We start from the raw sequence: 14,068 nt of genomic DNA, 5'->3' as shown, positions 1-14,068 counted from the left end.
GCCGCAGGAGGAAGATATTGATTGAGAACGGCCTTCTAGATCAAGTCGTCATTTTGACGGGCGCTGCCGGGGGAATCGGCAGCGCTATTGCCCGAACCTTTCATCGGTTGGGAGCCCGCATAGTGCTGGCCGACTACGACGAGCAGAGTGTCACGAAACTGGCATCCTCGCTTGATCCCACCGCTGAACGGGTTGTACCGGTCGCCTATGATGCGAGCAATCCGTCTGACGCTGATGCCGCCGTGGCCAGGTGCGTCGCAAGCTTTGGTCATATCGACCATGTCATCCCGGCCGCGGCAATCTTCGAGGAGCAACCATTTGCCACGATGACCGACGCCCAATGGCGGCGCACCATGGCCATAAACTTGGATGGAGTGTTCTACATTTGCAGACGCTCAATTCCTCACATCAGGCCTGGCGGCACGATCGTCACGATCGCGTCGTCTGCTGCTCATGAAGGCTGCTCGCCGGAGCACGTTCATTATGGCGCTTCAAAAGGGGGCGTGCTGGCTTTCGTCAAATCTCTCGCGAGGGAGCTTTCGCCAAACATACGAGTTAACAACGTGTCTCCTGGGACCATCGACACCCCAATGGTCACGGAACTTTTGAAGCAGAGGGGAGACCAGTTTCTATCGGTTACGCCAGCTGGCCGTTTCGGTACCGGCGAGGAGGTCGGCGACGCGGTGGCGTTCCTATGTAGCGATGCTGCCAGCTATATTGTGGGTCAGACAATTCATGTAAATGGTGGCTCATATATGGGCGGATAGACCCGCAATCGGCTCTGTTCTTTTCCAGGCGTCTTCCAGTTGCGGAGGACGCCAACTGCTGTGAGTTGGCGGCGGGGCCAAATCGTGATTGATATGAGATGGCAAGCAGGCCTCTCACCAGCAAGTATAACCGCCATCGACAATCAGAACCGTGCCTGTGACGTAGCTTGCGGCGTCGCTCGCCAGAAAATGGACTGCGGATGCAATCTCGTGGGGCTGACCAAGGCGGTGCATCGGAGTCTGTTCCGACCAAGCCTTGAGGACTTCCTCCGGGTACTTGTCCGTCATCTCGGTCTGCACGAACCCAGGCGCGACGGCGTTTACGCGTACGCCTGATCTTGCCCACTCGCAGGCAAGTGTCTTCGTCACCATGTTCACTCCGGCCTTGCTCGCATTGTAGGCCGTGACAGCCGATTCTTGGCGTGTGACGATTTCGCTGCACATGGAACTGATATTTACGATGGCGCCGGAGCCGCGCTCCGCCATCAGGCAGCCGAACGCGCGGCTGCAGTAGAAAACGCCATCAAGATTGACGGACATAACAGTTCGCCAATCTTCGTCGGTGGTTCGCCTGGTCGGAGCGGCACGAGATACGCCTGCATTGTTTACCAGCACGTCGGGGCAGATACCGATTTTGGCCGTGAGTTCGGTGACCGCACGCGAGTCGGCAACATTGAGCTGGTGAACTTGAGGCTTGATGGGGAACTGATCTGCGACCTCGTCGGCGCGAAGTCGATCAGCGTCAGTAAGGATAATCGTAGCGCCCGCGTCCTGTAAGGTGAGCGCGATTTCCAGGCCTATGCCGCGTGCTCCACCTGTTATCAAAGCGGTTTTGCCGGATAAGTCGAAATTGCCACGAGAAGGAATGCGTTTCATGTCTGTCTGTCCTGCAGGTGTCGAGGCGAAGGGGAGGATTCTTGCTATCTCACAATCCGGACATGCCGCGTCACTGGGCAAGCGTATTAGCCGCTCAGCCGCGTACTCCAAGCAGGAGATCATTGCGCGAGATCATGCCTACCGGCTGATTGCCGTCCAGCACGGTTATGTCGCCATCATATTGTGCCGCCAAATCGATGATAGCACCGATCTTTTCCGTAACCGCCACGGTGGCGCCGTTGCGAGACATTGTGTTTCGCATAGCCGGGATCGGTTTCATGATTTTTCGAGCCGTGACAAGTTCAAGGCGCGAAATACCCTTCACGAAGTCGGCCACGTATTCGTCCGCCGGTTCTGTGACGATCTCCTCCGGGGTGCCAACCTGGACGAACCTGCCATCCTTCATGATGGCGATATGGGTGCCAAGTCGGATCGCTTCGTCGAGGTCATGAGTGATGAAGATGGTTGTCTTCTTGACGAGCTTTGACAGTTCCAGAAACTGCTGCTGCAGTTGCCTACGGATTAGTGGATCGAGAGCGGAGAAAGGCTCATCCATCAACAGAATTTCTGGATCGGCCGCCATGGCTCGAGCCAATCCGACACGCTGTTTCATGCCGCCCGACAGCTCATCCGGGAATCGTAGGCCCCACTCTTCCAAATCTACAAGCTTCAGCTTTTCCTTCGCGGTGCGCAAGCGCTGGGCTTTACCTATCCCGCGCAATTCGAGGCTTAGAGCGACATTCTCCTGCACGCTGCGGTGCGGCAGCAAAGCCATGTTCTGAAACACCATTCCCACGCTCGTTGAGCGCAGGGCCCGCAGTTCCGAGTTGCTTAACGCATTCACATTGCGGCCAGCCACGATGATCTCGCCGTCGGTGGGTTCCACCAACCGGTTTATGTGCCTGATCAGAGTGGATTTGCCGGATCCGGACAGACCCATTATGCAGAATATTTCGCCTTGGTCGACCGAGAAGGATACATCGGCCACTGCGGTCACAGCACCGTATTGTTTTAGTGCCTCAGACTTCGATAGTCCTTGCTCTCTGATGGCCCGCAGCGCGGGATCCGCCTTATTTCCGAAGATTTTCCAGATACCGGAACATTGAACGACAGGATTGCTCATCGGATGCCTTTGTTACTCGGACGCAGATGCCTGCCGCTGACCGGGAGACGTTCTAAATTGGCGCATCGCATAGCCAATTGTCGCCGCAGGACCATGCGCGAAGATATCTCCTGGGCGCTTTCGAGGCTGCGCAAGGGCCTGTGTTATTCTATCGAGAATGATGGCCAGGGCAACGATACCGAGACCTCCAACGCTTGCGAGGCCAACGTCGAGGCGGCCGATACCGCGAAGCACCATCTGGCCGAGTCCGCCAACAGCAATCATGGAGGCGATCACGACCATGGACAGGGACATCATCAGTGTTTGGTTGACGCCCGCCATGATAGTCGGCAAGGCGAGAGGAAGTTGGGCTTTCCAGAGCAATTGCACATCGGTGGCACCAAAGGCACGCATGGCTTCGTTGACTTCTTCGGGAACCTGAAGAATGCCCAAATACGTCAAGCGGATCACTGGTGCGACGGCGAAGATCACCGTAACAATCACACCCGGGACGTTGCCTATGCCGAAAAGCATGACGACTGGAACCAGATAAACGAAAGCCGGGATCGTTTGCATACCATCAAGGATGGGGCGCAGGATCGCGTACAACAGCTGAGATCGGGTCGACAGGATCCCGAGCGGGATGCCTACGGCCAACGAGAAGACCAAGGCGGTAAGCACGATCGCCAGTGTTGTCATCGTTTCTGGCCAAACGCCGATAAACCCCACGAAGAAGAGGATGGCAGCGAGGGCGGCCGCCAGGCGCCAGTTGGAAAGTTGCCAAGTCAGCAGCATTATAACAGCGATGACAAGTGTGGGCGGTGCCGATGTCATAAAGTGCGTCAGCGACTCCAAAACCGTATCGAAAGGCGCTTTGACGGTTTGGAAGAAAGGTCGATAGTTCTCAACCGTCCAGGTCAATGCGTCGCTTAACCAGGACCCCAGCGGCAGCTTCGCGCAACCAAACGGGTTCAAAAGGCCACATCCGTCCATCGTTGTTCCCCGTTTCATTTTTGAACTGTGCAGTTGTAACGTTAGCACGAGTTGCCTTTGGCAAGGGCGGCAAAAAAATAGCGTGACGGGTGATTTTATTTCGTCGCAGGCCACGCTTAAGGCGCGGGAAGCCGGCAAAACTTCGTACCAGGAGGAGTCCATTTCATCGATGAGGCCAGCGCCGATTCTGGACGGAAGCGCTCGATCGGCGGCCTTGACACTTTGGGATGAGTGCTGACGGTGTATGGGTGATGACAGCCGAGGGGCTGGGCCAAAGGCCCTTAAGTATTCCTCATTTCAAGCGATCGGCAGAGGCAGTTTCTTTGTCCGGCCGCCGTCGACAACGTAGACCTGCCCGGTCACGAAGGCGCTCTCTTCACAAGCAAGCCAGACCGCCAGATTGCCGACATCCCTCGGCTCGCCCAGGCGTCCGACCGGATGCATTGCCAGCAACTCCTTCCGGACGCGGGCGCTGTTGGTCATGCCGTCAATGTAAATCTCGCTAAGAGCGGAATTGATCCAGCCTGGCGCGATCGCGTTGCAGCGGATTCCCTCGTGCCCGTGATCGACGGCTATCGCTGCGGTGAACCCGTGAATTCCTGCCTTCGAGGCGCAATATGCAGCATGTCGAGGATTGGATGCCAGTCCCTCGATCGAGCCGATATTGATGATGGTTCCGCTGCCACGCTTTCGAAAATGCGGCACAGCCTGCTTGGTCAGCAAGAATGGAGCCTTCAAATTAATATTCATCATCTGGTCCCATTCGCTCTCGGTCATTTCGTCGATAGTCTTTTCGAACATGATCCCTGCGTTGTTGACTAGGACATCGAGGCCCCCGAACCGCTCGACGACGGACTGTACGGCCGAAGCAATATTCGCTGAGTTCGAAAGATCGGCCTTCACGTAAGTCACACGCTCGTCGAGCAGGGCATCAGGCGGCGGATTCCTTTGCACAATGGCAACTGTTGCCCCTTCCTCCGCGAAGCGTCTGGTGATTCCGGCGCCGATGCCGCGTCCACCACCGGTGATTATTGCAATTTTTCCTGACAGTCGTTCCGCCATCGAAGTATCCTGCTTTAAGCGCCGTCTCGACGCGGCCGCAAACTTGGATGAAAAGCCAATTGGACCTCCAGAGTAGATCTCGTTTTTGATAGGCCGGCGCTGCAGCAGATGTTTGTCTGCGTCCGACAAAGTCGGCCTCGAAGCGCCTCAGAAAGCCCGCGAGTGCCACAACGGTCACTCACGATATGTACAAAGGTCAGGCAAGCCTCCGCGGTAGGGTTGTTCGTCATCGCTTCCTGCCATCGGTCATTGTCTCAAACTATTCTTCGACGAGCATATATATCCTCGAACCACATGCCAAAGACCAGAGACTCGGCCCCTGCAAAAGTCTCATCCCCGAGTTGATTTTGATGCAGCACGATAAGTCCGGAATGCGTCCTCCTCGACCTGCATTGCAGGTTGACGCCCGCATTATGGATGTGAAGGGATTTCTGGGCCGTGTCATCGCCTGGCAACAGTGCCTCTTGACATCGTTAGCGTTCTGGCCTCAGGCGTTGCCAACGCGTCATGCGTCACGAGTTCTTGGAGCTTATATTAAATGGTTCGTCGCTATTACGACCTGCCGTCATTGACAGCGTTAGCGGTGTTCGAAGCGTCTGCGAGGCACCTGTCGTTCAAGCTCGCGGCTTCGGAACTGAATGTGACGCCTGGCGCAGTCAGTCGGCAAATAAAAGCGATAGAGGAGGAAATCGGCGTCCCCCTATTCGTCCGACTGGGAAGTGGCGTCATGCTCACCAGCGCCGGCGAAGATCTCTATGCGGTATTGGCTAGCGGCTTTTCCAAAGCGTCCGAGGTTGTCAGGACGGTCAAGCGCGGCGATCGGTCCAAAAATGTCACCGTTGCGTGCTCAGATGCATTCGCTTCGATGTGGTTGATCCCGCGCATGCCTGGCTTTTGGACGCGCTACCCGGAAATTGCGGTCGATCACCTTATTTCTGATAACTCTCGCGACTACCGTCGCTCCGAGGTTGATCTGCGCATTCGCTACGGGTTCGGTTCGTGGTCCGATGAAACCACTGAAATGCTTTTTGACGACGTCATCTATCCTGTCGCCGGTCCGGGGTTCGCCCAAGTTCATCGGGACGCCACTGCGGAGTCTCTATCGGAGCTGCCACTTCTGCACGTCAATTGGGTCGACCCCGAATGGGCTGATTGGGATGAAGTGCTGCGTCGCGCAGGCATTCCCCACGGTGCCCCCCGAGGCCGCAGGTTTGGAAAATTTTTCGTGACGCTGCAGGCTGCCCAGGCCGACCAAGGAGTTGCGGTTGGGTGGCACCGGTTGGTTCGGACACTGATAGAGGAAGGCAAACTGGTACGGATCACAGATCTCGAACTGCCCGCTCCTGGAGCATATTATCTGACCTGGAACGACAATCGAATCCTGTCGCCTGCGGCGGAGTTGTTTCGAGCATGGCTACGTGAGGTTTCGGCCGAAGAGCGCGGCAATTGACCTTAAAGTTCGCGCGCCGCGCGCAGGTGCATCGCCCACAATTTCAGTGGTGCGCCGATCGACATTAGTGGCTCAGGATAGAGGCGGGACGGAGCCGGCTCGTTCAGGGCCTCCGCGACCATCGGCTCGTTGCTGCCGGCGGCAAGGTCGGCGACCAGCATTCCGTAAAGGGTGCCCTGCACCGTCCCAAGCCCGTTGCAGCATCCGGCAACAAACACTCGTTCCTCTATTTCTCCAAACGCCGGCGCAGAGTTGAGGGAAAGGCACAGATGTCCTCCCCAACGAAACTCCATCGGTATGTCGCCCAGCATCGGGAAGCGCGCCCGGAATGATCGAACGTGGCCAACGCCGATCTGGGCGACCTGCTTCTCGCTCGTCGACATGTCCGGGTTATAGGTGAAGGTGTTGCGGACGACGATCCGGTCACCGATGCGCCGGATGGTCGATCCCATCGGGTCGGCCGGGATCAGGCCCCAATGCGGCTCGCCGCCCAGAGCCGCCTGCTCGCTTTTGGAGAGCGGCCTTGTCATGCTGGCATAAGTGAAGACATGCAGCAGGCGCTTCTTGAAGAACCCGAAGCTTTCGAGGTGACCGTTGACCGTCAGGATCAGCCGTGGCGCGGCGATCTCGCCTTCGGCGATTTTCACCGTATGCACTTTGCCCGTCTGCACCGATATGACCGGCGAATTCTCGAAGAGTTGCACGCGACCCGACAAGCCTTCGGCGAGGCCGCGGATGAAGCCGGCTGGCTGCGCCATGACCGTTCCCGGGGTGAACGTCCCGCCGATGAAGAAATCCGTTCCCGTGATGCGCTTCAGATCGGCGGCATCGAGGCTTTGGAAGGGCTCCGCCAGGCCGATCAGATGACCTTCGAAGTCGCGCAGGGAACGGAGACCATGTTCCGTTGCGGCTCCATGAAACTTGCCGGCCCGCACGAAGAAGCGCTGCAATCCGTATTCGTCTGCCGCCGAGGCTGAGAATTCAATGGCAGCGCGGTTCATGCGGATGCGTTTGCGGTCATGATCCTGGGCGCCACCATAATTTTCGCCGGCAAGCTGGTGTGGTAGGTCGATCATGAAACCCGAGTTCCGACCAGCCGCACCCCAACCGATACGCTGGGCATCGACCACAACGATGCGGTCTGTAGGAACCAGCTGTGAAAGGCGCCGCGCGGCCGCGAGGCCGGCAAAGCCACCCCCGACAATAACCCAATCGGCCTCGTAGCGGCCGCGCAGCACCTCCGGCGCCTTGGGAGGCGGGAGGAGCGCATACCAGCCGGACATATTGATGTCGGCAGGTATCCTTGTGACGTGAAGCACTCTGACGTCTCTCTCGCTAGTCAACGGAGCGCGCGACCTTCGGGTCGGAAATATCCGCCCAAATGGTCTTGAGCTCGGTGTACTGATCATGTGCGTGAAGCGACTTGTCCCGACCTCCAAAGCCCGAAAGCTTGAAGCCGCCGAATGGGGTCGTGGTGTCGCCCTCGCCGTAGCAGTTGATGGTCACAGTGCCGGCGCGGACGTCGCGCGCGATGCGATGCGCCTTGCCGAGATTGGCGGTGAAGATAGAGGCGGCCAGCCCATATTCTGTATCGTTAGCCACCCGGACCGCCTCGTCTGCGTTGGCCACCTTGATGACCGACAACACCGGCCCAAAGATCTCCTCGCGTGCGATCGTCATTTGCGGCGTGACATCGTCGAAGATCGTCGGTTCGATGAAATAGCCCTTGCCGTGTTTGTAGGCCTTCCCGCCCGTCACGATCCTGGCGCCTTCGTCCCGGCCGATCTTGACGTAGCCCATGATGCGGTCGAACTGTTCTTTCGACACGATGGCACCGAGCCGGTTGCCTGGATCGAGCGGCTCGCCCAAGGGCCATTCCTTGAGTTTGTGAAGCACCGCCTCGACAAGGCTGTCTTTGATCTTTTCGTGAGCGATCAGGCGGGAACTGGACGAGCAGTTCTCACCCATATTCCAGAACACAGCTTGCGTTACGTGCTGGGCGACGACATCAAGGTTCTCGGCGTCGTCGAGCACGATGCACGGATTCTTTCCGCCGCACTCGAGCACGACACGCTTTAGGTTCGACCTGGCGGAATACTCGAGGAATTTCCGGCCGACATCGGTTGAGCCTGTGAAGGCGACCATGTCGATACCTGGATGCATTCCGAGCGCCTTGCCAATGACCCCACCGGGGCCGGTGACCACCTGCAGGACGCCCGGAGGCAATCCAGCCTCATGCGCAAGCTCGGCAATGCGCAAGGTCGACATGTTGGTCTGGCCGGCCGGCTTGACGATCACGGAATTGCCGGTCGCGAGTGCCGGACCGATCTTCCAGGCCAGCATCAGGATGGGAAAATTCCAGGGCAGAACGCAGGCCACCACGCCGAGCGGCTGGCGCACGATCATCGACACGACGTCGTCGCCGGAAGGCGACGTCTGGCCGTAGAGCTTGTCGGTCGCCTCCGCGTGCCATTCGAGACAATGCAGTGCCTCGGGAATGTCTATGGTTGAGACATCGTAGATGGGCTTGCCGCTTTCGAGTGTCTCAAGCACGGCCAGCTCATGGACGTTTCGCTTCATCAGCTTGACCAAGCGCCGCAGCAGGCGCTTGCGCTCGCTCGGATGCGCGCGCGACCACACCCCCGATTCAAACGCCAGCCGCGCCTTCTCGACGGCAAGATCGACGTCGGCCTCGCCGCAGGAAGCGATCCTGGCGATCACCTGCCCCGTCGCGGGATTGATGGTCTCGAAAGTCTCGCCGGATTGTGCCGCCCGCGCCTTGCCGTCGATCACCGCGTTGGTCGGCAGCGGCAGGCTGTCCGCCAGATTCTTGTACTCATCACGCGTTAATAGCGATGACATTCTCGGAAGCCCTCTTCTGGGATTTTGCGGTGATGGAGGCGATGACGGTTTTAAGGGTGCGGATCGTCGTCTCGAGTTCGCGCTTCTGTTCGTCGTCGAGCGCCCGCATCGGTCGGCGCACCGGGCCGGCCGGCAGCCCGGCCAGCTCGCAGCCGAACTTGACGCTCTGCACGAACTTGCCGCCATGCTCGAGGACGCGCATCAAGGGCAGCAGCGCCGACATGATCTGCCGGCCCCTGGTGAAATCCTTTTCGATGACGCAGGCTTGGTAGAGCGCGATATGCTCTGCCGGCAGGCAATTGCCGGCGCCGCAGACCCAGCCTTTGGCGCCCCAGGCGAAGAATTCGAGCGCCTGATCGTCCATGCCGCAGAACAGGTCGATATGCGGATAGTCGCGCGCCAGCGCGTGCAGCTGGTTCATGCTGCCGCTGGACTCCTTGATGGCGCAGAAATTGGTGCTGCGGCCGACACGGTCGAGGAACTCGAGGTCCATCATCGTGCCGGTGCGTCCGGGATAGTTGTAGAGCATCACCGGCATGTCGGCGGCCTTGTCGATCGCCAGCGCGTGATTGGCGAGTTCCAGCTGCGTGGGAACGGCGTAGTATGGCGAGCCGATCAGAATACCGTCATACTTCAGGTCCTTGGCGACCAGCGCGTATTCGATACAGTCCTCGGTGCGGATGGCGCCGACGCCGGCGATCAGCGGCACCTTGCCCTTCACCACGGTCTTGGCAAGCTTCAGCAGGCCGACGCGTTCATCGCGCGATTGCGCGTAGTATTCGCCGGTCGTGCCGCCGATGATGATGCCGTGCACGCCTGACGACACCAGATGCTCGACCATGACGCAGAAGCCGTCGCGGTCGATCGATCCGTCCGCATGAAAGGGCGTGGTGACGGGTGGAATAACGCCTTTGAACGACATCGGCCTGGCTCCAATTTGGCTTCAGGCTCGTTCTTATATGCAAGGTTTGCGCAGCCGGCAGCCGAAATAAAATCACGCGGCAGGATACTTTTTTGCGCAAGCCCCCGCTTCTGGCGACGCATGGTGGCCTCGTGCTCGAGCAGCATGGCAAGCCATTCGCCATGCTCAAGGCCGCGTGCTTTGGATTGTGCGTCGAGCTCCTGGAAGGCGGTGGCCATGCCATGAAGGCCGAGTTCGCGCAGCATGTCGATGGTCGGATGGATGAGCATTGGTGTGTCTCGTCAATGGAAGTAATCAGGGCCACGCAGATTGGCGTGATTGACGATGGCGGTCGGTTCGGTGGAATGCCTTGCGGCCTTGTGATTGGCGATAAGCGAAGCGATGCTCTTGCAGTTCAGCCCACCGATCTCGACGCCGGCTGACACGGCGTCGGCGCGATCGCGTGGGATATTGCGAAACAGGCGAAGGACACCTAGGCATGTCCGAAAGCCTTGCTCGGAATGCGGGCGGCTGGCGAGGATTGCGACAACCAAGCCTTCCGTCTCGGGCCCGACGGATGCGGCCCAGCGACGGAAGCGATCCGGCGTCCACTCGGCATATCGCCGGTGGGAGCTGGGCATATGATCCGGATCCGTCCCATGACGACGGCCGCCATAGCGGCGCTGATGGACGGCAATGCGCTTGCCGCGATGGAGGATCTCGATGGTGCGTGCTGTTGCTCTCAGATCGACTTGCTGGCGAATGAGGCTGGAGGGGCAGTTCCGGCAAGCAGTTGGCCGCCGCATCGCAGTGCTCTTGGGCGAAGCCGGGCCGACAGATGGGATTACATGACGTCGCCAAATAACAGTTCCGCTACCAGGCCATATGCCGAAGCCATAGCGGATGCGTAGCTCGACCTTAGCGAGGAGATAGTCGCGTGGACTGTCGGCAATCACATGTCGACTGTGATATCTGCAAGCTGTGCGCAAAAGCGCGGCATGCACGGTATCAGCCACATCGACGCGAACGCATTTTCGAGGCAATCGTGACATTGAGGGAACGATCGCCACGTTTAATGCCTTCCACTACGTTGGACACATTGGAGAGGCTGTTTGCCAACACGTTATAGAAATCTATCCCAGAGCTGGTAAGCATGACGCAAGTTTCCGACTTCACTATCAGCGGAACCCCGAGCTCGTCCTCAAGGGCGTTGATCTGCTGGCATATCTCTCCTGGTGTCACGTTCAACTCTGAAGCCGCAAGCTTGAATGAAAGGTGGCGGGCCGACGCCTCGAATGCCTCAAGACCAGTCATGGACGGGAGTTCATAATAACGATGAAGCATCGAACGCTCCAATCAGGTCAAAAGTCGCTGTCCAAGTAGCCAACCACGTCGATCTGGTCGAAGGATCGGCTCGAGCATGTACGCGCTAAAGAGTGAGAGCCTGCCTTCGTGACGCATCGAGGTCGTCCGCCGTGACAAAATCATCTAAGCAAGTTGCGTGCCACTTGGCGCATCATTTGAGCTGCACCACTCGCGCATACCGACGGACCGGCCCACGCCTGTGGCGGGACAATTCTGATGAGAAGCCGTTGACTCACCGTGAAATGCTCCCCGACACCGACATTATCCGTTGCCTTATGATCGGCCGATTGCCGGCTCGAACCCATCGTGCCGGGCCGTTGTGTGCCACCAGATCGGCGTCGGCAAAGCCGGGCGGCGGATCCTGCCAGTCGGCGAAGGTGCGGATCGGAATGCTCTGCCGCAGCGCCTGGGGTGGCGCGGGCTGGCGCAGCTTGCCGCCACCTGCGGTCTGGCGGACCGCAGCAGCGCTCGGTCGACGTTGCCGCACTCATCGCCAAAAGCCGCATCCGGATTGCCGGCGCAAGCGGAAGGTGCCCATGACGCTCTCGCCTCAACCAGGACCGGCACCAGCGCCTTCAGCCGCTTCCCGCAGGTCCGGTGCACTATCAGAGCTCCACCAACTGCATTGTCATAAAGCCGCCGCTCCGGCCGCGGCCCCGGATGGCCACCTGCGATTCGTCTCGCAACCGGCGAATGCTTGCGGCGAAAGCTCACCGCCACAAACTCATCGAAAATGCGCGACTTCTCTGCCCGGTCGCTTCGGGCGTAGCGGTCCGTTACCGCTCTCACCAGCTCGTCCCCGTCGCCATGCTAACCTGCCTCATCTAATTGCTGCTGCCACCGAAATGCGGGAGCAAATCAGATTAGGCAATGGTTCAAAATCCCGAACAATTCAGGCGAGGCAATGCGCGCTCGCATCTGTCGCGCCGCACCGGGCGACCGTTTCGTCGGACTTCCGACATTTTGTCCGGTTTGGGACGCAAGGTTTGCAGGATCGACAAACACAGGATCATTCACATTTGATGGACTGACCGGCCTACGAGGAGGTATAAACTGCCCTGTCAGTCGCGCCATGCCGCCCCCTTTTCCTTGCCGAGCTTGGCAGCGCGAGAGGTCAGTCACGAAAGGAACCTGCGTTTGGCGAGAAGATCGGATCTCGGTGCGAGGCACCCGGTGTCGCTGGCCGCGCGCCGTACCCATCCGGTGAAGGCCTCGCCGGAGGCGTAGCGCGCCAGGATCGGCAGGGTTAGCCCTCACCATGCAGGCCGCTTGCAGCAAGCGCCTGCGCACGGTAGTAGTTGCACAGGCTTGGGCCCTAGCCCGCTTATCTCACCGAATCTAGCGCCGGGCTCCGTTGTGACGCGGCGCGGGCACTGGCATGGCTGTGGAGTTTGAGGACGTGCGCGATCAGCGCCGCGGTGGTGCGACGGTCGGGTTCCTCAGCAATGTATCCTGTGTTGTTTGTGAGAAGGGTTCGGGTCCGGCGGCGTCACAGAGCCGCGGCACGTATTCGGGCGTGAGCCAGGGCGAACTCCTCGGCATAGGGACACGCTGAGGCCATCGCCACCTTGATGCGACGAACCGAGACGCGCACCTGTGCGCCGATCTTCAGCAGTTTCAATCTGATCGTGCCGCAGCTGGCGTTGGCGAGCCGGGTATGGGGAAGACCGAGGCGACGCAGGGCGCAGATCAGGACATACGCAAACGAGGCGAACCACAGCCGCAGCTGATTGGCGCGCATGTGAGTTGGCACTGGTACGATCGGCGTAGAGGTCGAGCTGGCATTCCTTGATCCGGTTCTCCATGTCGCCGCGGGCGCAGTAGAGCTCCTCGTAAAGCGCCCGTGCCGCCCAGCGCTCCGGCTTGAGTGAGGTCACGATGAAGCGCGGATTGGCGCCCTGTGTCATCCATTCGGCCTTGGCCACGACCCGCCTGCGGCGCGACCAGCTGTCTTTTGTCGACCACCTGAAGTCGCGGAAGACCCGGGCGGCCTGGCCGCTTTTCCTGGAGACCAGACAGGCTTCCTCGAGGGCCGGGGCGATCTTGGTTTCCAGCCGTTCGTTGCGGGCGAGCCCGAAGACGTAGTCGACGCGGTTGATCTCGCACCAGGCCATCAGTTCCTCGCGCGCAAAGCCGGAATCGGCGCGCAGGATGATGTGGACCCTAGGCCAGGCTTTGCGGATCTGGGTCACGATCCGCTCAACCTCCTCGACCGCTCCTTTGCTGGCATCGATGTTGGAACGCCTGAGCTTTGCCGCCAGCAGGTGCCGGTCGCAGAAGATGTAGAGCGGCAGATAGCAGTAACAGTTGTAGTAGCCGTGGAAGAACCTGCCTTCCTGCCGGCCGTGCAGCGGATCATCGGTGGCGTCGAGATCGAGCACGATCTCGGCCGGCGGCTTGTCGTGGGCTTCCAGGAACAGGTCCACGAACAAGGCCTCCAACGCGACCTTGTCGTAACTGATCTTGTGATAGCGCGTCGGCTCCCCGACCCGGCCGTGCTCCAGCCGGTTCAGCGTCGACTTGCCAGCAAGCACCGCACAATCTTCTCGCTTCGGCGTCAGGCTGCGCATTTCGCTGATTGTGAGCAGCCATTTCACGCGATGGTGAGCGCTCATTTCATTTGATCGTGAGCAGGGATTTCACGCGATCATGAGCGGCCGCTTCGAACCGACCTGTTGATTGATTCAGGT

General features: G+C 59.3%; 11 protein-coding genes and 2 pseudogenes. 2 read left to right on the top strand and 11 right to left on the bottom strand.

The annotated features are described in order from the left end of the window. Window positions 1-17 precede the first annotated feature (17 nt). On the top strand, window positions 18-767 hold the full coding sequence (locus RFM68_RS32520; RefSeq protein ID WP_320237031.1) for an SDR family NAD(P)-dependent oxidoreductase: 750 nt from the start codon (window positions 18-20) through the stop codon (window positions 765-767). 114 nt (window positions 768-881) lie between these two features. Here RFM68_RS32520 and RFM68_RS32515 read toward each other — a convergent pair whose 3' ends face one another. The 4 genes from RFM68_RS32515 to RFM68_RS32500 all read right to left on the bottom strand — a co-directional run bounded on the left by RFM68_RS32515 (window position 882) and on the right by RFM68_RS32500 (window position 4,800). Further along, window positions 882-1,643, bottom strand: a complete 762-nt coding sequence (locus RFM68_RS32515) for an SDR family NAD(P)-dependent oxidoreductase (protein WP_320237030.1) — start codon at window positions 1,641-1,643, stop codon at window positions 882-884. 94 nt (window positions 1,644-1,737) lie between these two features. Then, entirely contained in the window at window positions 1,738-2,766 is a 1,029-nt protein-coding gene (locus RFM68_RS32510) for a quaternary amine ABC transporter ATP-binding protein (protein ID WP_320237029.1), read from the bottom strand. 12 nt (window positions 2,767-2,778) lie between these two features. Next, on the bottom strand, window positions 2,779-3,900 hold the full coding sequence (locus tag RFM68_RS32505; RefSeq protein WP_320237028.1) for an ABC transporter permease: 1,122 nt from the start codon (window positions 3,898-3,900) through the stop codon (window positions 2,779-2,781). Between the two features lie 135 nt (window positions 3,901-4,035). Beyond that, the gene (locus RFM68_RS32500; protein ID WP_320237027.1) at window positions 4,036-4,800 is read right to left on the bottom strand and encodes an SDR family NAD(P)-dependent oxidoreductase; all 765 of its coding nucleotides are present in this window, start codon (window positions 4,798-4,800) and stop codon (window positions 4,036-4,038) included. Window positions 4,801-5,338: 538 nt separating this feature from the next. Between RFM68_RS32500 and RFM68_RS32495 the strand changes: the two genes are divergently transcribed. Further along, window positions 5,339-6,250 carry a LysR substrate-binding domain-containing protein gene (locus tag RFM68_RS32495; protein ID WP_320237026.1) on the top strand — a complete coding sequence of 304 codons (912 nt, stop codon included), beginning with the start codon at window positions 5,339-5,341 and terminating at the stop codon, window positions 6,248-6,250. Window positions 6,251-6,252: 2 nt separating this feature from the next. Here the strand turns inward: RFM68_RS32495 and RFM68_RS32490 are convergent, their stop codons facing one another. From RFM68_RS32490 to RFM68_RS32460, 7 genes and pseudogenes are all read right to left on the bottom strand, one after another. Further along, window positions 6,253-7,488: an NAD(P)/FAD-dependent oxidoreductase gene (locus RFM68_RS32490; protein WP_320237025.1), complete on the bottom strand. Its 1,236-nt coding sequence runs from the start codon at window positions 7,486-7,488 to the stop codon at window positions 6,253-6,255. Between the two features lie 97 nt (window positions 7,489-7,585). Continuing rightward, entirely contained in the window at window positions 7,586-9,112 is a 1,527-nt protein-coding gene (locus tag RFM68_RS32485; protein ID WP_320237024.1) for an aldehyde dehydrogenase, read from the bottom strand. After that, window positions 9,090-10,034, bottom strand: coding sequence for a dihydrodipicolinate synthase family protein (locus tag RFM68_RS32480; protein ID WP_320237023.1), 945 nt, complete (start codon window positions 10,032-10,034; stop codon window positions 9,090-9,092). The genes RFM68_RS32485 and RFM68_RS32480 overlap by 23 nt, the downstream gene beginning before the upstream one ends. 104 nt (window positions 10,035-10,138) lie before the next feature. Continuing rightward, window positions 10,139-10,303, bottom strand: a pseudogene (locus RFM68_RS32475) (ATP-binding protein); the annotation flags it as partial. Between the two features lie 12 nt (window positions 10,304-10,315). Continuing rightward, window positions 10,316-10,819, bottom strand: coding sequence for a Mu transposase domain-containing protein (locus RFM68_RS32470; protein ID WP_430695002.1), 504 nt, complete (start codon window positions 10,817-10,819; stop codon window positions 10,316-10,318). A 202-nt stretch (window positions 10,820-11,021) separates the two neighbouring features. Then, window positions 11,022-11,357 (bottom strand): LysR family transcriptional regulator, encoded by a 336-nt coding sequence (locus tag RFM68_RS32465; protein ID WP_320237021.1) that lies wholly within the window; start codon window positions 11,355-11,357, stop codon window positions 11,022-11,024. A gap of 1,510 nt (window positions 11,358-12,867) precedes the next feature. After that, window positions 12,868-13,939: pseudogene (locus RFM68_RS32460) on the bottom strand (IS1380 family transposase); the annotation flags it as partial. Between the last annotated feature and the right edge of the window lie 129 nt (window positions 13,940-14,068).

Origin of the sequence: Mesorhizobium montanum (assembly GCF_033977145.1) — a bacterium.
GTDB lineage: Bacteria > Pseudomonadota > Alphaproteobacteria > Rhizobiales > Rhizobiaceae > Mesorhizobium > Mesorhizobium montanum.
The sequence above is the reverse complement of the archived record's forward strand: the minus strand, read 5'-3'. Positions and strand labels throughout refer to the sequence as shown.

Coding starts and splice junctions, on each gene's coding strand:
- RFM68_RS32485 (WP_320237024.1), bottom strand. CDS start 9,112: ATGTCATCGCTATTAACGCGTGATGAGTACAAGAATCTGGCGGACAGC.
- RFM68_RS32500 (WP_320237027.1), bottom strand. CDS start 4,800: ATGGCGGAACGACTGTCAGGAAAAATTGCAATAATCACCGGTGGTGGA.
- RFM68_RS32480 (WP_320237023.1), bottom strand. CDS start 10,034: ATGTCGTTCAAAGGCGTTATTCCACCCGTCACCACGCCCTTTCATGCG.
- RFM68_RS32470 (WP_430695002.1), bottom strand. CDS start 10,819: ATGCGGCGGCCAACTGCTTGCCGGAACTGCCCCTCCAGCCTCATTCGC.
- RFM68_RS32505 (WP_320237028.1), bottom strand. CDS start 3,900: ATGGACTCCTCCTGGTACGAAGTTTTGCCGGCTTCCCGCGCCTTAAGC.
- RFM68_RS32465 (WP_320237021.1), bottom strand. CDS start 11,357: ATGCTTCATCGTTATTATGAACTCCCGTCCATGACTGGTCTTGAGGCA.
- RFM68_RS32510 (WP_320237029.1), bottom strand. CDS start 2,766: ATGAGCAATCCTGTCGTTCAATGTTCCGGTATCTGGAAAATCTTCGGA.
- RFM68_RS32515 (WP_320237030.1), bottom strand. CDS start 1,643: ATGAAACGCATTCCTTCTCGTGGCAATTTCGACTTATCCGGCAAAACC.
- RFM68_RS32495 (WP_320237026.1), top strand. CDS start 5,339: ATGGTTCGTCGCTATTACGACCTGCCGTCATTGACAGCGTTAGCGGTG.